This window comes from Pelomonas sp. Root1217, from assembly GCF_001425705.1.
Classification (GTDB): Bacteria; Pseudomonadota; Gammaproteobacteria; order Burkholderiales; family Burkholderiaceae_C; genus Pelomonas.
In genome coordinates this window covers 365,144-384,264 of sequence record NZ_LMDC01000012.1, presented here as the reverse complement: position 1 = coordinate 384,264, position 19,121 = coordinate 365,144, and the positions used below count along the sequence as shown (strand labels likewise).

The 19,121-nt window shown below is 67.6% G+C and carries 21 protein-coding genes; 10 read left to right on the top strand and 11 right to left on the bottom strand.

The genetic code is table 11. The features are described 5' to 3' along the window. The first annotated feature begins 98 nt into the window (after positions 1-98). Both ssb and ASC95_RS29915 read left to right on the top strand, forming a co-directional pair. Positions 99-665, top strand: coding sequence for a single-stranded DNA-binding protein (ssb, locus tag ASC95_RS10715; RefSeq protein ID WP_056191367.1), 567 nt, complete (start codon positions 99-101; stop codon positions 663-665). After that, positions 646-2,175, top strand: coding sequence for a hypothetical protein (locus tag ASC95_RS29915; protein WP_235537889.1), 1,530 nt, complete (start codon positions 646-648; stop codon positions 2,173-2,175). The genes ssb and ASC95_RS29915 overlap by 20 nt, the downstream gene beginning before the upstream one ends. Here the strand turns inward: ASC95_RS29915 and ASC95_RS31360 are convergent. From ASC95_RS31360 to ASC95_RS10700, 3 genes are read right to left on the bottom strand one after another with little or no spacing between them, the layout of a single operon-like run. Continuing rightward, positions 2,128-2,424, bottom strand: coding sequence for a hypothetical protein (locus tag ASC95_RS31360; protein ID WP_057297705.1), 297 nt, complete (start codon positions 2,422-2,424; stop codon positions 2,128-2,130). The two genes, ASC95_RS29915 and ASC95_RS31360, sit on opposite strands and share 48 nt — an antisense overlap. 50 nt (positions 2,425-2,474) lie before the next feature. Continuing rightward, positions 2,475-2,996 carry a hypothetical protein gene (locus ASC95_RS10705; protein ID WP_057297704.1) on the bottom strand — a complete coding sequence of 174 codons (522 nt, stop codon included), beginning with the start codon at positions 2,994-2,996 and terminating at the stop codon, positions 2,475-2,477. Positions 2,997-2,999: 3 nt separating this feature from the next. After that, positions 3,000-3,962: an AraC family transcriptional regulator gene (locus ASC95_RS10700; RefSeq protein ID WP_057297703.1), complete on the bottom strand. Its 963-nt coding sequence runs from the start codon at positions 3,960-3,962 to the stop codon at positions 3,000-3,002. 76 nt (positions 3,963-4,038) lie between these two features. On the opposite strand from ASC95_RS10700, the gene ASC95_RS10695 reads away from it, so the two are divergent. Then, positions 4,039-5,274 (top strand): MFS transporter, encoded by a 1,236-nt coding sequence (locus ASC95_RS10695; protein WP_369820604.1) that lies wholly within the window; start codon positions 4,039-4,041, stop codon positions 5,272-5,274. Beyond that, positions 5,271-6,281 carry an NADP-dependent oxidoreductase gene (locus ASC95_RS10690; RefSeq protein ID WP_057297702.1) on the top strand — a complete coding sequence of 337 codons (1,011 nt, stop codon included), beginning with the start codon at positions 5,271-5,273 and terminating at the stop codon, positions 6,279-6,281. The genes ASC95_RS10695 and ASC95_RS10690 overlap by 4 nt, the downstream gene beginning before the upstream one ends. A 22-nt stretch (positions 6,282-6,303) precedes the next feature. On the opposite strand, the gene ASC95_RS10685 is transcribed toward ASC95_RS10690, so the two are convergent. The 3 genes from ASC95_RS10685 to ASC95_RS30560 are packed head-to-tail and all read right to left on the bottom strand — an operon-like array spanning position 6,304 to position 10,197. Further along, positions 6,304-8,895, bottom strand: a complete 2,592-nt coding sequence (locus tag ASC95_RS10685; protein ID WP_057297701.1) for a cbb3-type cytochrome c oxidase subunit I — start codon at positions 8,893-8,895, stop codon at positions 6,304-6,306. Then, positions 8,892-9,872 (bottom strand): cytochrome c oxidase subunit II, encoded by a 981-nt coding sequence (coxB, locus tag ASC95_RS10680; protein WP_057297700.1) that lies wholly within the window; start codon positions 9,870-9,872, stop codon positions 8,892-8,894. The genes ASC95_RS10685 and coxB overlap by 4 nt, the downstream gene beginning before the upstream one ends. Beyond that, positions 9,835-10,197: a cytochrome c family protein gene (locus ASC95_RS30560; RefSeq protein WP_235537888.1), complete on the bottom strand. Its 363-nt coding sequence runs from the start codon at positions 10,195-10,197 to the stop codon at positions 9,835-9,837. The genes coxB and ASC95_RS30560 overlap by 38 nt, the downstream gene beginning before the upstream one ends. Between ASC95_RS30560 and ASC95_RS10670 the strand changes: the two genes are divergently transcribed. Beyond that, positions 10,187-10,867 (top strand): c-type cytochrome, encoded by a 681-nt coding sequence (locus ASC95_RS10670; RefSeq protein ID WP_157256134.1) that lies wholly within the window; start codon positions 10,187-10,189, stop codon positions 10,865-10,867. The two genes, ASC95_RS30560 and ASC95_RS10670, sit on opposite strands and share 11 nt — an antisense overlap. Here ASC95_RS10670 and ASC95_RS10665 read toward each other — a convergent pair. From ASC95_RS10665 to ASC95_RS10655, 3 genes are all read right to left on the bottom strand, one after another. After that, positions 10,791-11,453 (bottom strand): cytochrome b, encoded by a 663-nt coding sequence (locus tag ASC95_RS10665; RefSeq protein WP_057297697.1) that lies wholly within the window; start codon positions 11,451-11,453, stop codon positions 10,791-10,793. The two genes, ASC95_RS10670 and ASC95_RS10665, sit on opposite strands and share 77 nt — an antisense overlap. Continuing rightward, positions 11,450-12,208: a cytochrome c oxidase assembly protein gene (locus ASC95_RS10660; protein ID WP_057297696.1), complete on the bottom strand. Its 759-nt coding sequence runs from the start codon at positions 12,206-12,208 to the stop codon at positions 11,450-11,452. The genes ASC95_RS10665 and ASC95_RS10660 overlap by 4 nt, the downstream gene beginning before the upstream one ends. Before the next feature lie 142 nt (positions 12,209-12,350). Further along, positions 12,351-13,241, bottom strand: a complete 891-nt coding sequence (locus tag ASC95_RS10655; protein WP_057297695.1) for a Ku protein — start codon at positions 13,239-13,241, stop codon at positions 12,351-12,353. A 385-nt stretch (positions 13,242-13,626) separates the two neighbouring features. Here ASC95_RS10655 and ASC95_RS10650 point away from each other — a divergent pair, with 385 nt between their 5' ends. The 4 genes from ASC95_RS10650 to ASC95_RS10635 all read left to right on the top strand — a co-directional run bounded on the left by ASC95_RS10650 (position 13,627) and on the right by ASC95_RS10635 (position 15,964). After that, positions 13,627-14,490, top strand: coding sequence for a PD40 domain-containing protein (locus ASC95_RS10650; RefSeq protein WP_057297694.1), 864 nt, complete (start codon positions 13,627-13,629; stop codon positions 14,488-14,490). Then, a complete protein-coding gene (locus ASC95_RS10645) occupies positions 14,487-14,939 on the top strand; it encodes a RidA family protein (RefSeq protein WP_235537887.1) in 453 nt (150 codons plus the stop codon). The genes ASC95_RS10650 and ASC95_RS10645 overlap by 4 nt, the downstream gene beginning before the upstream one ends. 408 nt (positions 14,940-15,347) lie before the next feature. Then, positions 15,348-15,698 carry a PRC-barrel domain-containing protein gene (locus ASC95_RS10640; RefSeq protein WP_057297693.1) on the top strand — a complete coding sequence of 117 codons (351 nt, stop codon included), beginning with the start codon at positions 15,348-15,350 and terminating at the stop codon, positions 15,696-15,698. Between the two features lie 71 nt (positions 15,699-15,769). Next, on the top strand, positions 15,770-15,964 hold the full coding sequence (locus ASC95_RS10635) for a hypothetical protein (protein WP_057297692.1): 195 nt from the start codon (positions 15,770-15,772) through the stop codon (positions 15,962-15,964). Positions 15,965-15,976: 12 nt separating this feature from the next. Here ASC95_RS10635 and eutC read toward each other — a convergent pair whose 3' ends face one another. After that, on the bottom strand, positions 15,977-16,768 hold the full coding sequence (gene eutC / locus ASC95_RS10630; protein WP_057297691.1) for an ethanolamine ammonia-lyase subunit EutC: 792 nt from the start codon (positions 16,766-16,768) through the stop codon (positions 15,977-15,979). Between the two features lie 97 nt (positions 16,769-16,865). Continuing rightward, complete coding sequence (locus tag ASC95_RS10625; protein ID WP_057297690.1) at positions 16,866-18,236, bottom strand: ethanolamine ammonia-lyase subunit EutB; 1,371 nt, start codon at positions 18,234-18,236, stop codon at positions 16,866-16,868. Between the two features lie 184 nt (positions 18,237-18,420). Here ASC95_RS10625 and ASC95_RS10620 point away from each other — a divergent pair, with 184 nt between their 5' ends. Then, a complete protein-coding gene (locus ASC95_RS10620; protein ID WP_057297689.1) occupies positions 18,421-19,116 on the top strand; it encodes a hypothetical protein in 696 nt (231 codons plus the stop codon). Positions 19,117-19,121: the final 5 nt, after the last annotated feature.

Genomic DNA, 19,121 nt, shown 5'->3' with positions numbered 1-19,121 from the left:
CCCGGGGTGCGGGATGCGGTCTACGTGGAGTTGCTGACGGCCTTGGGCGAGCCCCTCGGCATAATTCGCCCCTTCCCCATCGAATTCGGACGAGCGTCATGGCCAGCGTCAACAAAGTCATCATCATCGGCAACGTCGGCAAAGACCCCGAGGTTCGCTACAACCCCAGCGGCGGCGCTTGGGTCACCCTCAGCCTGGCGACCACCCGCAACTGGAAGAACCGCGAATCCGGCGAGCGCCAGGAAGAGACCGAATGGCACCGCGTCGTCTTCAACGACCGCCTGGCCGAGATCGTCGGCGAGTACGTCAAGAAGGGCCGCCCCCTCTATGTCGAAGGCCGCCTGAAGACCCGCAAGTGGCAGGACAAGGAAGGCCGCGACACCTACACGACCGAGATCATTGCCCAGGAGATGCAGCTGCTCGGCGGCCGTGACGGTGCCGGCGGTGGCGATGAAGGCGGCGGTGGCGGTGCCAGCTACGGCCGTGGTGCTGGTGGCGGCGAAGGTGGTGGTGGCGGTTACAGCCGTGGCGGTGGCGATGAGGGCGGTGCCCGCCCGGCAGCCCGTCCGGCCGCGGCCCAGCGCCCGCCCGCTCCGCGTGCGCCGGCAGCGGCGCCCAAAGCGGCGACGGGGTTTGATGATATGGATGACGATATTCCGTTCTAAGCCGTCCACCGTTGCACAAAAAGGGCCCGTGGCGTTGAGCGCCTCGGGCCCTTTTTACTGCGACAAGAGTTGCGAAACTTCAAAATTAACAGCCATGGCAAAACCTATATTAACTATCGGCTTTGAACTTGCGGGAGACAATACAACACATGAACCTTTTAGGTCAAGAGCATCCCTTTTAGATTGGGATATTGTTCTATTTCGACCGTCGATCGATGAATTCTGGGACGAAGACGACGTTGAATACTATCAAGGCAAACCGAGCCTTGATGACTCGGCATCCTTCCAGCTCAAGGAGTGCTGCGAACATTGGCGCAGAGAAATGAAGCAAGCAGTTGACGCGGGAAAGACCGTGGTGGTTTACCTACCAACAGTGCAGGACATATACATTGATACAGGTAAAAGAGAATATTCCGGTACCGGGCGGAATCAGAAGACGACGCAAGTTGTTACCGCCTACACGAACTATTCCACCTTGCCAATCAGCATAAGACCAGTGAATGCAACGGGCAACGCGATGAAACTGGCTCCTTTAGGCGCCGAGATATTGGCCCCGTATTGGGCCGAGTTTTCTCAAGTGTCGCAATATAAGGTTTTATTGCCGCAATATATTGAGGGAACGTCAATTACAACTAAAAACGGCGATAAACCAGTGGCAGCCACCATTCGCAGCAAGAGCTCGACAGGTTCGCTGGTTTTATTGCCGGATATAGATTTTTACGCGGATGACTTTTTGGATGAAGATCAAGCTTGGACTGATTCCGCGATTAGATTCTCCATTAAGTTAATTAGCGCCATCGTCGCATTTGACAAAGCCCTCCGTGGTTCCGCCGACATCACGCCGGAACCAAATTGGGCGGCGGATCCCACCTATTTTTTGGCTTCCGAGAAAGCGCTTCGATCTGAGCTATTGATTGCAGAACGTCTCGTCGAGGAAGCTCAGCGAAACAAAGAAGAATTACAAGAGCGCCTTGCTGGCGCTGGACAAGCTCGCGCCCTCTTATACGAAAAGGGCCAGCCTCTTGAGCGTGCAATTGTGGAAGCGCTTCAATGCTTGGGATTTAATGCGGCACCATACAAAGATTCGCAGTCAGAATTCGACGTTGTCTTCGAATGCAGTGAAGGTAGGCTGCTCGGGGAAGCCGAAGGTAAAGATAGCAAAGCAGTTAATGTAGACAAGCTTCGACAGCTTGCCATGAACATCCATGAGGATCTCCAGAGAGATGACATAGATAAACCCGCTAAGGGGGTTCTATTTGGGAACGGTTATCGTCTTTCCCCTCCCGCAGAACGGCAAGTCCAGTTCACAGACAAGTGCATATCCGCGGCTGAGTCAACTTCAACGGCATTAATTTCCACTGTTGAACTTTTTCAAGCAATTCAATACCTTGCAAAAGGAGCAGACGGTGAATATTCGAGCCAGTGCCGTAGTGCACTTTTAGAAGGGACTGGAATAGTTGCTCTACCCACGCCGCCCGAGCAAGTATCGGTAAAGGCATCCGACAATTAATGGCCTGGACAGTGGCTCGAAGCGCTGCATCACCGACTGCAGCAGGCGGTCGTTGCGCGGCAGCATGGCGCCGAACAGCTGGGCATGCAGCTCCGGAACGTAGAAGCCCATGACCGCCGGGCCGAGCACGAGGCCGGCGGCCATCTCACCCACCACCTGGGGCTGACCCAGATAACGCAACAGCCAGCCGCAGCCGCGGGCCACGCCAAGGGTGATGATGAGTTGCAGGAGCAGGGCGGTGGTGGGCATCGGGACTCAGGGCGACGCGAGGAGGCAGTTTAGGAGCCTGCCTTGGCATCTCACTGGCTGTCGACGACGACGCGCCAATCCGGTCCCTCGTCGGCCGGGTACGCCGCCGGCGTGTCCAACAACATGTGATGGAACTCCTGCTCTTCGTCCCGCTCGAGCATGACGCGGTGGACGCCGGGCCGCACCTCGATGAAAGGCTGATGCGCCTCGCCCAGGGTGCTCAGGCAGGCGATGACCAGACGGCCGCTCGGACACACCAGGTCGACACTGGTGGTCGGGGAACCTACGTCGGCGAGTGCCGCCAGCGGCTCGACCTCACCCATCTCCACCGCGACCCTGTACACACCGTCGAACAGCAAGGTCCACGGCAACAACTGACCTTGACGCGTCAACGACATCAGCGCGTCGTTGAAGATGAACAGACGCTCGAAGTCTTCCCGCCCCTGTTCACGCGCCATCCTGCCCGCGTCGGCAAGCATCTCGGTCAAGAAGCCCGATCGGTTGACAGGCGAGGCCTCATCAAAGATGGCCGCGTAGAGGCTGCGCGTCTGAACAAGGAAATCCTTAGTCATGCCTCACCCACCCCGCGCCGCGCTCGGCGCATGCCCGATCACCCGCTTGAACGCCCGGCTGAACGATGCCTCGGACTCATAGCCGAGACGGTCCGCGGCCGTGGCCACGCGCATGCCGTCCTGCGCGATCCATCTGCGGGCCTGGAACATCTTGATCTTGGCGACGTAGCGGGCCGGGCTTTCGCCCATGGTGCGCGTGAAGGCGTCGGCGAAGCTGGAGCGTGAGGCGCCCATGACGTCGGCCAGCTCGGGCAGGCTCCAGTCGCGCTCGGGCTCGGCGTGGATGGCGGCGACGACCTTGCCGATCTTCGGGCAGCGCACCGCGGCGATCCAGCCGGTCGCGTCGCTGCAGCCGCATTCCACCCAGGCGCGGATGATGCTCGCCGCCAACGCGTCGGCCAGACGGGCCAGGATGCCGCAGGCGCCGATGCGGTCCAGCGCCACCTCGCGCTCCATCGCATCCAGCAGCACGGGCACGGTCGCTTCCTTTTTCGCCAGGTCGCCGGCCAGCATGACGGGCGGCATCATCGCGATGAGGGGGTGCAGCGGGTCGAGGTTGAAGCGCAGCGCACCGCAGAACATCACGTCGGCGGCGTCGTCCACCACCGCCGCGGCGGAGCCGGGCTCAGCGCCGACGAGATAGATGTTGTCCGAGACGGCGACACGCGACAGCGAGTCGATGTCCACCGCCGGCACGTCGGGCGCGCTGGCCAGCACATGAAAGCTGCCGTGCGGCAGCAGTACCGCGTCGCCAGCGTTCAGCCGCACCCAGTCGGTGGCGGCGGTGCGCAGCCAGCAGCCGCCATGGCCGACGAAGTGGAAGCGCGCCGAGCGCTGCGCCGGGAAGGCCACGGCCCATGGCGCGCGCAGGACGCAGCGGCCGTACTCCACGCCGTCCAGGCGCAGGCCCAGCAGGATCTCGGTCAGGGTGTCGCGCCCCTCGGCTCTGGACGAAAAGTCAAGCATCTCGGCTTTCCTGGCATTCAATCGCCGGCAGGCTATTCCTAGCATTCAGACCTCGCTGACAAAGGGTCTTGCCGACGTGACTTCCTCTTCCTGCACTGCCTGCCCCATCGATCCGGACGGCCGCGCCATCGCCGCGCCCGCTCCGGTCCCCACCGCCACCCGGTGGCCCGCCATCGCCTCGCTGGCGATGGGCGTGTTCGGCCTCGTCATGGCCGAGTTCCTGCCGGCCAGCCTGCTCACGGCCATGGCCACCGACCTGGGCGTCAGCGACGGCGCGGCCGGCCAGGCGGTCACCGCCACGGCGCTGGTCGGCGCCGTGGCCGCGCCGGCGCTGCCGCTGCTGACGCGCCGGCTGGACCGCCGCGTCGTCATGCTGGCGTTGAGCGCCCTGCTGGTGCTGTCCAACGCGCTGGCTGCCACGGCCGGCAGCCTGGCAGGGCTGCTGGTGGCACGGGTGCTGCTGGGTGTGGCGCTGGGCGGCTTCTGGTCGATGTCGGCGGCGCTGGCCATGCGCCTGGTGCCCGAGAACCTGTTCGCCCGCGCGATGTCGGTCATCCTGACCGGCGTGTCGGTCGCCACCGTCTGCGCGGCGCCGGTGGGGGCGTGGATGGGCGACGTGTGGGGCTGGCGCAGCGCTTTCATCGCGGCCGGCGGGGTCAGCCTCGTCACGCTGGCCGTGCAGGCGGCCACGCTGCCGGCGCTGCCGCCGCGCGACAAGCCCAACCTGCGCGTGTTGGCCGAGCTGCTGCGCCGCCCGCCGGTGCGCGTGGCGCTGCTGGCCGTGGTGCTCGTCATCTCGGGCCACTTTGCCGGCTTCACCTACATCCGCCCGCTGATGGAGCAGGTCACGCACCTGTCGGTCGGCGCCATCTCGGGCGTGCTGCTGGGCTATGGCATCGGCGGCTTCTTCGGCAACTTCGCCGGCGGCTGGCTGGCCGGGCGCAGCGAGCGGCATGCCATCGTGGCCGGCGGCGTGCTGATCGCGGCGCTGGCAGCGAGCCTGCTGGTGGCCGGCAACTCGCCCGCTGTGACGCCCATCGCCGTCACGCTGTGGGGCTTTGCCTTCGGCGCCTTCCCGGTAGGCTTTCAGACCTGGATCGTGCGGGCCGCGCCCGACCAGGCCGAAGGCGCCGGCGGCCTGCTGGTGGCGAGCTTTCAGATCGCGATCGCCAGCGGCGCCATCGGCGGCGGCCTGCTGGTGGACCGCATCGGCGCGCTGGGCGGCCCGGCCTTTGCTGTGGTGGCGCTGACACTGGGCACGCTCTTGACCTTGCGTCACGGCCCACGTCCGGCCGCGAAGGCGGCCGCATGAACCGCCGCCTCACCCTCGCCGCTTACCCGCAAGGCCTGCCGGGGCCGGAGCACTTCCACCTCGACACGCAGCCGGTGCCCGAACCCGCCGACGGCCAGGTGCTGCTGCGCACGCTGTATCTGTCCGTCGACCCCTACATGCGCAACCTGATGGCGCCGGTCGGACCGGGCTACGCACCTCCGGTGCCGCTGGGCGGCGTCATGGTGGGCGGCACGGTCAGCCGCGTCGTGGCGTCACGCCACCCGGGCTTCAAGGACGGCGAGCTGGTGCTGGCCAATGCCGGCTGGCAGGACTACGCGCTGTCCGACGGCAGCGACCTGCTCGCCCTGGGCGACGTGGCCCAGCCTTCGCATGCGCTGGGTGGCCTGGGCATGCCGGGCTTCACGGCCTATGTCGGGCTGCTGGACATCGGCCAGCCCAAGCCGGGCGAAACGGTCGTCGTCGCCGCGGCCACCGGTGCGGTCGGCGCGGTCGTCGGCCAGCTGGCCAAGCTCAAGGGCGCCCGCGTCGTGGGCATTGCCGGCGGCGCCGACAAATGCCGCCATGCCGTCGAGGTGCTGGGCTTTGACGCCTGCCTGGATCGACACGCCCCTGACCTGGCCGCACGGCTGGTCGAGGCCTGCCCCCAAGGCATCGACGTCTATTTCGAAAACGTCGGCGGCGAGGTGTTCGACGCCGTGCTGCCGCTGCTCAACCTGCATGCCCGCGTGCCGGTGTGCGGCTTCATCTCGCACTACAACGACGCCGCCCCGCCCACCGGCCCCGACCGCCTGCCCGGCCTCGTCGCCGCGTTGCTGAGCAAGCGCATCCGCATGCAGGGTTTCGTCATCCTGGACCACTACGGCGAGCGCTTCGACGCCTTCCGCCGCGAGATGGGCGCCTGGCTGACTGAGGGCCGCATCACCCTGCGCGAGGACATCGTCGACGGGCTGGAGCAGGCGCCGGCCGCGCTGGCGCGGCTGCTGCAGGGCGGCAATTTCGGCAAGACGGTGGTGAAAGTGGCTTGAGCGCGCAGACTCACGCGCCGCCTCACGGCAGCAACCGCGGCAGCAGCAGGCCCACGGCACCCTCCAGCGCGGCGTAGATGAACAGCAGGCGCAACGCCTCCTGCGTCTTGTTGGCCGGGCGGGGTGCCAGGCCGCGCATCCAGCGCAACCCGTAGAAGAACGCCGCCAGCACCACGGCCGCCACGACGCTGCCGTGCCAGGCCAGCATCGCGTAGACCGTCGCGCCCTGGCCGCTGGCGTCGCCACGCAGCCCGGCGCGCCACCAGTCGAGCACGTCCACGGCCAGCGCGGCGGCCAGGCATGCCGCGCTCAAGCCCATCAGCACGGCGCTGGCGCCGCTGCCGCGCTTGAGCCTCGCCATCAGCGGCCGGGCTGCGTAGGCCAGGCCCGCTGACGCGCCCAGCAACAACAGGCCGGGCACCAGCGCACCGCGCGGCGCCTTGAGCAGCCACCAGTCGGGATGCGCGGCGTACAGGTAGAGGTAGCCGAACATCGCCATCAGGAAGATCGTCCCGAGCACGATGTCAAGCAGCACCGCGGCCCACCAGCCGTGCGCCTGCGGGCCGGCCACATAGGTCGGCAGCAGGATGCTGGCACCGGCGTCGACCTGGCTCTGCGGCGGCGGCAGATGCCGGTCGTTGCTCCACACCCAGCGCATCAGGCAGATCACGGTCAGCACGCCGCAGACGGCGCTCAACGTCATGGCCTTCACGGTCAGCAGCAGGAAGAAGCCGGCCGTGAACAGCGCCGACAGCAGCGGCCACCATGACGGCCCCGGCATGATCTGCACGTACTGCGGCTCGGCGCGCGAGGGGCTGGTGACGAGCGTCTCGCGCTGGCCGGTGGCCGTGTTGGGCAGGAAGTAACGCCCGGCTTGCGCGTCGTTGGCCAGTTGGGGGTCGGCCCACAACGGCTCCAGGTCGTTGACCACCGGGATGGAGCGCACGCCGTAGCTGCCCGCCGACAGCCATTCCAGCGTGCCCCCGTGGAAGGCATTGCGGGCATTGCCGCCGCTGCCACCACGAACGTAGCAGCGGACCGCATCGATGAGGAACAGCAGCGCGCCCGCGGCCATGATGAAGGCGCCCACGGTGGAGATGAGGTTGGGCAGGTCCCAGGCCCGGTCGGGCAGATAGGTGTTGACGCGCCGCGGCATGCCCATCAGCCCGGTCAGGTGCATGGGCAGGAAGCAGACGTGCACGCCGACGAAGCTGAGCCAGAACACCCAGCGCCCGAGCCGCTCCGACAGCTGCCGGCCGTTGATCATCGGCGTCCAGTAATAGAAGCCGGCGAACAGCGGGAACAGCATGCCGCCAATCAGCACGTAGTGGAAATGCGCGACGACGAAGTAGGTGTCGTGCGCCTGGCCGTCGAAGGCGACCATGCCCACCATGACGCCGCTCAAGCCGCCCATCACGAAGATGAGGATGCCGCCGACCAGGAACAGCGACGGCACGTTGCGCTGCACACGGCCCGACGCGAGCGTGCAGATCCATGCGAACACCTGGGCGCCCGCGGGAACGGCCACCGCCATCGACGCGGCCGAGAAGTAGCCCGCTGCCAGATCCGGCATGCCGACCGTGAACATGTGGTGCGCCCACACGCCGAAGCTGATGAAGCCGGTGGCGATCATCGCCAGCACGACGAGCTCGTGGCCGACCAGCTTCTTCTGCGCGACGGTGACGACCATGGTCGACACCATGGCCGAGGCCGGGATGAAGATGATGTAGACGTCGGGGTGGCCGAAGAACCAGAACAGGTGCTGGTAGAGCAGCGGGTCGCCGCCGCGCGTGGCGTCGAACAGCGGCCAGTTGAAGGCGCGCTCCAGCTCCAGCAGGAAGGTCACCATGATCATGGCCGGGAAGGCCAGGATGATCATGACGCCGAAGATCAGGATGGCCCAGGCGTAGACCGGCATCTTGGCCAGCGTCATGCCCGGTGCGCGCGTGCGCAGCACGCCGACGATGAGTTCGATGGCGCCGGCGATCGCGCTGATCTCGATGAAGCCGATGCCCAGCAGCCAGAAGTCGGCGTTGATGCCCTTGGCGTAGACACCCGAGCTCAGCGGCGGGTACATGAACCAGCCGCCCGACGGCGCCAGGCTGAACAGGACCGAGCCGAAGAAGACCACGCCGCCGATGGCATAGGCCCAGTACGAATAGGCCGACAGCCGCGGAAAGGGCAGGTCGCGCGCGGCCAGCATCTGCGGCAGCAGCAGCACCGCGATGGCCTCCACGGCCGGCACGGCGAACAGGAACATCATCACCGAGCCGTGCATCGTGAACAGCTGGTTGTAGGTCTCCTGCGGCACGACGCCGGCCAGCGGCGCGGCCAGCTGCACGCGCATCACCAGCGACAGGATGCCCGCGGCGATGAAGAAGCCGAAGGCCGTGGCGATGAACAGGAAGCCGATGAAGTTGTTGTTGACGGCGCTGAGCGCGCGCCAGCCCGTGGGCGTTTCCCAGGTCTTTTCCAGCGCCTCGAACTCGCCCGCGGGCCGGCCGCCCTGCGTCGGGAAGCGCGCGTAGAGCCGCGTGTCGAAACCCGTCTCGGACGGCTCGGCTGCCGCGGCGTGGATGGCGCCTTCGACGCCGGGGCTGGCGGGCTGCGTCACTTCAACGACTCCATGTAGCTGGCCAGTGCGTTCAGCTCGGCCGCCTTCAACGAGCGGTAGGCGGGCATGCGGTTGTTCGGCTTGATCGACTGGCTGTCGCCGATCCAGCCGATCAGCGTGGCACGCGTGTTCGGCAGGATGCCGGCGCCCAGCGACTGGCGCGCGCCAACGAAGGTCAGGTCGGGGCCCGCCACGCCTTGCGCCGCGGTGCCGGCGACACGGTGGCAGGCCGCGCAACCAACCTCGTTGAAGAGCTGCTTGCCGCGCAACGCCTCGACGCTGACATCGCTCTCGCGGGCCGGCTTCAGGCGTGAATCCAGCCACCGCTGCCAGTCCGCGGCCTCATGCGCGACGACGACGAAGCCCATCAGCGCATGCGCGCCGCCGCAGAACTCGGCGCATTGCCCGCCGTAGACGCCCGCCTTGTCGGCCTGCAGCTTGAGCCGGTTGGTGCGGCCCGGGATCATGTCCATCTTGCCGCCCAGCTTGGGCACCCAGAAGCTGTGGATGACGTCCTCCGAGACCATGTCGACGACCACCGGGCGACCGACCGGGACGTGCAGCTCGTTGGCGTCGGCGAGGATCTCGCGGCCCGCCTCATCGAGGTAGGACACGCGCCACCAGTAGATGTTGCCGGATACGCGCATGCGCAGCTCGTCACCCTTGATGGTGGACATACCGGAGACCAGCGTCAGGCCCCAGGCCAGCAGCAGCAACAGCACGCCGGCCGGGATGATCAGGCCGAACCACTTGACGACGCGCTCGCCGCCGAGCCGGGCGCGCAGCTCGTCGCTGCCATACAGCGCCACCCACATCGCCGCGCACACGCCCAGGAAGATCAGCGTGAAGAGGGCGATCAGCACCCAGGCCAGCGTGGTGACCGAGTTGGAGAACGGCCCGTGCGGGTCGAGCACCGGCGGCGGCCAGCCGCTCAGGGCCTCAGCGAGGCTTGAGCGTGAGGAGGTAGGCGGTGACATCGCGGGCTTCCTGGTCGGACATGGGAATGGCCGGCATGGCCGTGCCGGGCACCATCGCGGGTGCGTTGCGGACGAACTGCATCAACACGCCGGGCTGGTTCGGCAATTGCCCTGCGATCAGGCTCTGGCGCCCGAAGTTCTCCAGCGACGGCCCGAGCCCTCCACGCGGCCATTTCACGCCGGGGACGGTGTGGCAGGCCACGCAGCCCTTGTCGGCGACAAGCTGGCGGCCGCGTGCGGCGTTCGCGTCGCCCAGCGTTGGCGTGCGGTCGGGCGGGCCATCGCAGGCGGCGAGGCAGGCACAGGCGAGCACGATGCTTGCCAAGGACGATGATTCAGCCGCCATGCGCCACCTGCCTCTTCTCACTCTCATCAGCCTCACGCTGCTGGCCGCCGCCTGCACCGACCGCATGGCGCCCAGCGACGACCGCTGGGGGCGCGGCGGCGAACTCATCGCGATGAGCGGCGGCGAAGGCGGCGCGCGCTACGCCTGCGTGAGCTGCCACGGCGCGCGCGGCGAGGGCAATGGCTTTGACGCACCGCGCCTGGCCAGCCTGCCGGCGGGCTACCTGCAAAAGCAGATGGAAGACTACGCGGCGGGTCTGCGCGCGCACGAGGTCATGCGCGATGTGGCGCGCTTTCTGGACAGCGACGAACGCGTGCGGGTGGCCAACTACTACGCCGGCCTGCCGCCGAAGGCCTTGCCACCCGCCACCGGGCAAGCCGTGGCCGCGACGACCCCGGCGCTGTACGCCGCGGCCTGCCAGCAGTGCCACGGCGGCGAAGGCATCGGCAGCGCGAAGGGGCCGCCGCTGCACGCCCAGCCGGCCTTCTACCTCGCCCAGCAGTTGCAGGACTGGCAGGTGTCCAAGCGGCGCAATGACGGCAACCACGAAATGCTCAACGTGGCGCAACGGCTCAAGCCCGAGGAGGTTCATCAGCTGAGCCTTTATCTGGCGCTGATCCCGCTACGCCCGGCGCCTGCGGCCCGTTGAGGTCGAACATCGAAGGCAGCACGCGGTCGCGCTTGACCACGTAATGCAGCACGGCCGCGCCGGCGTGGCCGGGAATGGCCAGCGCGGTGATCCAGACGACCCAGGCATGCGCCGTCGCGGCCCACTGCATCAGGCTGTGCCGCAGTCCTTCGGACAACTGGTCAAAAGGCAGGTTGGGGAAGGGGATCACGCCGGCGATCGACAGCGGCAGGTCGCTGGGCAGCGTGGACCACATCACCCAGCCGCTGATCGGCAGCGCGAAGAAGCTGAAGTAGAACCAGACCTCCAGCACATGGCTGGCCCGGCCCGAGAACGATGCCTCGTCGACGTTGTCGGGCGTGCCGATCTGGCTGCGCCACAGAAAGCGCAGCGTGCCCAGCAGCATGATCGTCAGTCCCACCTCCGTGTGGGTCTGGTAGCCGATGTACTTGTCGCCGCCCGCCGGCTGCCAACCCAGGTACCAGCCATAGGCCAGCTGGAAGATCATCAACGCTGCCATCACCCAGTGAAAGGCCACGCCGATCGGCGAATACAGGCCGCGCCGGTGGTGGCCCTCGGCCCATTCGATGGCGGCAACGAGACTCATGCCGGCTCGGCGCGCAGGCCGCGCGCACGTTCAGCGCCCATCCAGCGCCAGCCTATCCACATCGCGGCGGCCAGGTAGGCCATGCTGCCTGGCGCCCACATCACGATGCCGGCGAGCTGCTGGTCCTGCAGCGGCGAGACGCCCCAACTCAGCGTCGACGCGAAGTGCGGCGCATACAGCGGCCGCGCGGCGAACGTGATCAGCGCACCCAGCAGCCCCATGAGCACCGTCGTGGCGAGGATGGCTCCCGTCGCCGCGACCGCGCCGGAGCGCCGCACCGCGACCCAGAACGCCGTCGCGCTGGCCAGCAGCGTGAGCTGCATCAGCGCGTACAGGGTCACCGACGCCAGGGCCGCTGCGTAAGGCGCCGGCGCATGCCAGGTCCAGAAGGCGACGGCAGCGAGGGCGGTGCAGGCCCACAGCGGTGTGGGCAGGCGGCGCAGCCAGCGTTCCAGCCCGATGGCCACCAAGGGTGCGATCGCCAGCACCAGGGCGATGTGATGGATCACGCGGACGGTGAAGAACGCCGAACTCAGCGCGCACAGCGGTGACACGTAAAGCAGGACCGTCAATGCCCACGCACAGCGCAGGCAGCGCAGCTGTCCGGACGTTGCGGCCCGCGCTGCCGACAGGCGCCACAGCGCCAGCGCCAGCAGCACGAGGCCCGTGCCGAGCACCGGGTCGAGGTTCCATCGGCTCAGCCAGGCGTCCGGGCCGGGCGCCTCGCCGCAATAGGGAATCCACCGGCCGTCCATGGTCGTCTTCCGCTTCGAGTAGAAAGCTGCACGGGCACACGGCTTGCCCGCGTTCGTGGCCGGCAGCGCAAGGCTTTGCGGCAACTTTTGCGGCAGCTCGTGCCACCGACGCCGCCCACGACCCTTCAGCCCTGGCGCATCGTCATGCGGCCTTGCTGCCGCGCTTGGCCGCGGGCTTGGCCGCCGCCTTCTTCGCCGGCGCCTTCTCGGCCTTGCGCGCCTTGCCGCCCAAGCTCTGCTTCAGCAGCTCGGTCAGGTCGACGACATTGCTGCTGCTCGTGTCCGGCGCCTCTTCGAAGGGCTGCACGGTCGCCGTCTTGCCGGCCTTGGCCTTGCGCTTGACCAGCTCATGGATGGCGCTCGTGAAGTCGTCCTTGAACTTCTCGGGCTTCCAGGCCGCAGTCATCTGGCTGATGAGCTGCTGGGCCATCTTCAACTCGGCCGGCTTGACGCCCGCGGCACCGGTGGCTCCCACCTTAGGCAGGTCCAGCGCATCGGGCGAGCGGATCTCCTCGGCCCAGCGCAGCACGCCCAGCATCAACGCCGGGCCGGCCGGGATCAGCGCCGCGAGGTGCTCCTTGTTGTGCAGCACGAAGCTCGCGATGCCGATGACACCGGCTTTCTCCAGCGCTTCGCGCAGCAGCGCATAGACGCGGTCGGCCCGGCCATCCGGCGCGAGGTAGTAAGGCTTCTCGATGTAGACGAAGGACACGTCCGCCGCCTTGACGAAGTTCTCGATCTGGATGGTCTGCGTGCGCTTGGGGTAGGCGGCCTTGATCTCGTCGTCGGACAGCACCACGTACTCGTCGCCCTCGAGCTTGACGCCCTTGACGATGTGCTCCTTGGCGATCTCCTTGCCGGTGCGCTTGTTGATGCGCTTGTAGCCCACCGGGTCCATGCTGCGCTTGTCCAGCCAGTCGAAATCGATCTCCTGCTCCTGCGTGGCGCTGTGCAGGGACACAGGCACGTGCACGAGGCCAAAGGAGATGGCGCCCTTCCAGATGGCGCGGGGATTGGCGCTGGGGCCTGCCATGTCTTTGCCTCGGTGCTTGCCTCAGTGGCCAAACCGCGCGTACGCGGTGGGCAAGGCATAGGCCGAAGAGGCCGCCGCCTTGGGCCTGGGCACCTCATCGGGTCTTGGCGGTGGCGGCACCTCCTTGCGACAGGCGGTCAGGCCAGCCACGGCGACCAGAACGGCCGCGGTCAATTGCTGGAATCTCTGTCGGGGCGGCATTTCGGAATCGGGCCAATGTGACCCCGACACTATGGGCGACCCGCTGCGGCAGCGCCGTCGGCGACTGGACTGTCCGGTTGTAGGTCTGCGCCGACCGATCGGCGTCCCCGGAATCCGCGATGCGGAAGGTCACACCGGTCTTGTGGGCGCAACACTGCCACCGACCTGACATCGAAAGACCGCCATGAAGGCCCTGCTGGCCCTCGCCATTGCCGCCACCGCCGCAAGCGCCCCCTCGCGATGGACGCCCGAGCTCGTCTCGACCGACCAGTACGAGTCCTCGCCCAGTTTCGCCCCCGACGGCCGCACGATGATCTTCATGCGTGCGAATCCGCAGTTCTCGGCCTACCGCCTCATGCAGTCGAACTGCGGCGCTTCCGGCTGGAGCGAGGCCGCGCCCCTGGCCATCGCGGCGCCGCTGCCCACAAGCGAGGCCGACCCCTTCATCACGGCCGACGGCCGTCAGCTCTGGTTCGTGTCCAACCGGCCCTTCCCCGGCAAGCGGGGCGACGACCTGGACATCTGGGTCGCCGACAGCGACGGCCGCGGCGGCTGGAGCGCGCCCCGCCGCCTGCCCGAGCCCATCAACTCAGCGCAGTCCGAGCTGCTGCCGCGCCGCCTGCCGGACGGCCGCCTCTTTTTCGGCTCCGACCGCCCCGGCGGCCTGGGCGGCAACGACGTCTACGTGGCCACGCCCCAGGCCGACGGCGGCTGGCGTGTCGCCAACCTGGGCGCGCCGCTGAACACGCCCAGCAACGACTACGAGGTGGAGCTGGCGCGCGACGGCAGCCAGGCCGTCGTCGTGTCCGACCGCGAGGGCCGCTCCCATCTCTACCACTTCGCGCGCAGCGGCAACGGCTGGCGGCCCCTGGGGCGGGTGCCGGCGCGCGTTGATGTCTTCCAGGTCGGCCCGCTGCTGTCGCCCAAGTCCGACAGGCTGCTGTTTGCCCAGGCCGACGGCAAGCGCTCGGGCGAGCTTTTCGTCATCGACTTGCAAGCCGGCGCCGATCCCTCCTGGCCGCCGGCCTGCCCCGGGAGCAGGCCATGAATCTCACCCGCCGCACCCTGGCCCTGGGCTTGGTGACAACGACATCCACCGCAGGAGCCGCCATGGCCAAGACCCGCGCCATCAATGCCGCCGAAGCACCCGCCCCGTCGGGCGGATATGCCCAGGCCCTGGAATTGCGGACGCCGTCGCGCCTGCTCTTCATCAGCGGCCAGATCCCGGTCGACAAGGCGGGCGCCGTGCCGAAGGACTTCGCCGCGCAATGCCGCCTCGTCTGGGCCCACATCGACGCGCAGCTGCGCGCGGCCGGCATGACGCTGGACCATCTCGTCAAGGTCACGACCTATCTCGGTGACCGCAAACACGCCCTGGAGAACTCGGCCATCCGCCGCGAAGTGCTGGGCGCACGCAGTCCGGCGCTGACGGTGCTGATCGCCGGCATCTACGACAGCGACTGGCTGCTGGAGATCGAGGCCATCGCGGCCGACTGACCTGCAGCACGCGCCGGCCATGGCGGTGCCGATCGCTCAGTTGCAGCAACAGCTGGCGATCAAGCAAGGAAAGCGTGGTTGCAGTCATTTGTCCAAAATTTCAGGCAAACCAGGGAGCTTTTGCCTACTTTGTTGGGCAGACGATTGGATCACCAGCTCTGAGCCCAATAGTCATGCCTGGATTTCTCAGACCTCGTGGTCGAACATCGGGCCAAACCGATCGGCGCCTATTCGCAGATCTTGGCCCGCGTCAACTTCACGGTCGGTTCATTCCTACAGCGCCGGGGCGCCTAGCCCGACTGCCAGCGCACGCCATAACAAGCATATTCAACGCATGGTGCACAGCACCTGGCGGAGCGGGCGAAAGCCTGCCCCGTGACTCGTGTTCAACTTTCCAGGAGTTCCATCATGGCCAGCGTCACCCCCACCATTTCTTCCTCCAAGGTCGAAGGCACCACGGTCTACAGCCCCAGCGGCGACAAGCTCGGCTCCATTGACGACCTCGTCATCGACAAGAAGTCCGGCCAGGTGCGCTATGCGGCGCTGGAGTTCGGCGGCTTCCTTGGCATGGGCACCGACCGCTACCCCCTGCCATGGGACCAGCTGAAGTACGACACCAGCAAGGACGGCTATGTCGTCAACGTCGACAAGGCCCAGCTGGAGCGCGCACCGCGCTACCCCAGCGACGAAACGCCCACCTACAACGACGAGTACGGCCGCAAGGTCTATGACTACTACGGCTCGACCTGGTGGATGTAAGCAGGCCTTTGCCGCTTGCTGATCGAAGGGGCGGCACTGCCGCCCCTTTTCATTGAACCGAGGAGACCACCATGCCCGACCCGACTCGCACACCCCCGATTCCTCCGGAGCCCGTCGCCGTTCCGGCACCCGTCGACATCGAACGGCCCACCGCCAAGCAGCGGCCCGCGCGCGATGTGAAGAACGGCGCCTTCGACGATTCCGTGGCCGGTGAGGAAGACCCGGGCGCGGGCATCGACACGATGACGCCCAGGCACGGCCGCTAGCCGCTTTAGACCTTAGCCGCTAAGCAGCCGCATCAGCGGCGAAGTGACCGCGCCTGGCAGGGCGCGTTCGTCCATGTCGTCTTTCAAACCCACGCCGCTGAGCTGGCGGGTTCGTGCCTGCCCGAGCAGCGCATGCAGCTTGGCCGCGGCCACTGGCGGCGCCAGGCCTTCGGGGCGGACGTTGGAGATGCAATTGCGCTCGGCGTCGAGCAGCCCGAGGCGCGGCGCCCAGCTGAAGTAAATGCCCAGGCTGTCCGGCGCCGACAGGCCCGGCCGCTCGCCGATCAGCACCACGACACAGCGCGCATGCAGCAATTCGCCGATCTCGTCGCCAAGAGCCACGCGAGCCTGCGTCGCGACAACCGGCGGCGCCCAGGTCCAGCCGCCCTCCCGCAACAGCCGCTCGCGCAGCGCCGTGAACAACGGCAGGGCCTGGCGCTGCAGGGCCAGCGCCGACAAGCCGTCCGCCAGCACGAAGGCGAGGTCGCTTGCCGGTGCGTTCAACTGCTGCAGCACCTGGACATCGGTCTCGTCTAGCCGCCGGCCGAGGTCGGGCCGCTGCAGATAGCTCGCCCGATCTGTCGCGCGGCTTTGCACACGCAGCGGCGCTTCGCCCAAGGCGCGCAGCCGGGCCAACAACGCCTCGGTGTCCAGCGGCGCATGCACCGCATCACGCGCCTGGGCATGCGCCTGCTGGAAGGCCAGGTGGGCTGCCGTCGGCACGCTGACGCCCGCACGGCCCAGGCCGATGCGCGCAGCCGTGTAGCGGCGCAGGCCGGCCCAGGGTTGCTCGATGACGCTCACTGGTGCACCCTAAGGCCTGCGGCCTTGCCTGGCCGACAGCGCGGCCAGGCGTTCGCCAGGCAGGAGCGAGCTTGCTTGGGGCGGCCCGGCGCGGCGCTCACGTCTGCTCCAGCAAGGCCGCAAAACGCGCTGGCAGCCCAGCCGCCAGCCGCGGCACGTCACCGTGCTCGAAGATGCCCATGCGCTGCAGCCAGGCCTCGAACTCCGGCGCCGGCCGCAGGCCCAGCAGGCGCCGCATCGCCAGCGCATCATGAAAGCTCGTGCTCTGGTACCCCAGCATGATGTCGTCGGAGCCCGGCACGCCCATGATGTAGTTGCAGCCCGACGCGCAAAGCAAGGTCAGCAGGCTGTCGACATCATCGACGTCGGCCTCGGCGTGGTTGGTGAAGCACACATCCACACCCATGGGCAGGCCCAGCAACTTGCCACAGCAATGGTCCTCCAGGCCGGCGCGCTGGATCTGCTTGCCGTCGAACAGGTATTCCGGGCCGATGAAGCCGACGACGCTGTTGACCAGCAGCGGCTCGAATCGCCGTGCGACGGCATAGGCGCGGCACTCCAGCGTCTGCTGGTCGCAGCCATGATGTGCGCCGCTGGACAGCGCACTGCCCTGGCCGGTCTCGAAGTACATGACGTGGCGCCCGCCTCGCTTGAGCGCCAGCGCCGCCTGCCGTGCTTCCTCCAGCAACGCCAGCGTGATGCCGAAGCCGCGGTTGGCGCCCTCGGTGCCGGCGATGGACTGGAACACCAGGTCCACCGGCGCGCCGCGCGCCATGGCCTCGAGCGTCGTCGTCACATGCGTCAGCACGCAGCTCTGCGTCGGAATCTCGTGGTGGGTGATGACGGCGTCCAGCATCTGCAGCAGGCGCATCACCTGCGGCAGGTTGTCCGTCGCCGGGTTGATGCCGATGACCGCGTCGCCCGCGCCCATCAGCAAGCCGTCGAGCAGGCTGGCAGCGATACCGGCCTCGTCGTCGGTTGGGTGGTTGGGCTGCAGCCGCGTGGCCAGCCGGCCGCGCAGGCCAATGGTGCTGCGGAACTGCGTGACGACCTCGCAGCGGTGCGCGATCAGCATCAGGTCCTGCACGCGGCAGAGCTTGCTGACGGCGGCCACCATCTCGGGCGTGAGGCCGGGAGCGATCAGCGCCGGGTCGATCGCCTCGGCCAGCAGCCCGTCGCGCAGGCCGCCGACCGTCAGGTGCGCGATCGGCGCGAACGCAGCCGCGTCATGCGTGTCGACGATCAGCCGCGTGACCTCGTCGCTCTCGTAGGGCACGACGGCTTCGTTCAGGAAGGCCGTCAGCGGCAGATCCGCCAGGGCCAGCTGCGCCGCCACCCGCTCGCGTGCATTGGCCGCGGCCACGCCGGCCAGTTCGTCCCCCGAGCGCCGTGGGCTGGCTTTGGCGAGCAAGGTGCGCAGGTCGCCAAAGCTGAAGCGTTCGCCGCCGAGCGTGTGGTTAAAACCCATGCCGCAGTGTGCCCCGCAGTCGAGGCGCTTGCATGACGAAGGCGGAAGCGGCTGTCGGGAAACTTGACGCCACCCTCACGGCTCGCTGCAGCCCGGCCGGGCAAGTGACTGTGGGCGTTGGCGTTTCCCATCTGGGCTCGCGACTTGCATGGCCCACCCCCGCACTCCAACAAGAGGTGGTTTCATGAAGGTATCTGCTCCCCTGGCCATCTGGCTGCGTCGAGGTCTTGCCGGTTGGCTGCTGGCGGGCCTGGCCGCAGCAGCCGGCGCCGCGCCGGCCTGGATCGAGTCCAACGCGCTGGTCAGCACGCTGGACAACAACTGGACCTACGCCTCCAACGCCGCAACCCGCACCGCCACGGTCAGCTATCACGACCAGGTGGCCACCAACGCCGGCGTCACCAACGCCCACCTCGGCATGTACCTGGGCTGGGCCTGGAGCTACGAGTCCAGTGGCGCGGCCACCTCGCTGCCGTGGAGCAATGCCGACCAGGCCTTCGTCGGCGGCGGCGTCAAGCTCAGCATCGGCGGCGCCACCGGCAACCTGAAGCTCGCCGACGTGGGCAACGACAGCTGGATCGGCAACCCCTGGACGCCTGGCGGCACGGCTGCCGGCATCGCCACCCAGGCCGACTGGATCGTGCCGCTGTTCGACTTCGGCCAGATCGCCGCCGGTGCCAGCGTGCTCTACGACATCACGCTGAACTTCAGCTTTGACACCCAGGCCGCCTTCGACGACTGGGACCGCGGCGGCAGCTTCTATCTGGGCGGCCAGGGCGTGGCCACGCCGCTGCCCGAACCGGCGAGCCTGGCCCTGGTGCTGCTGGCCTTGCTGGTTTTGCCGGCATCTGGCTTCAGCTTCAAGCCCAGGTCCCGGTAGCCGTA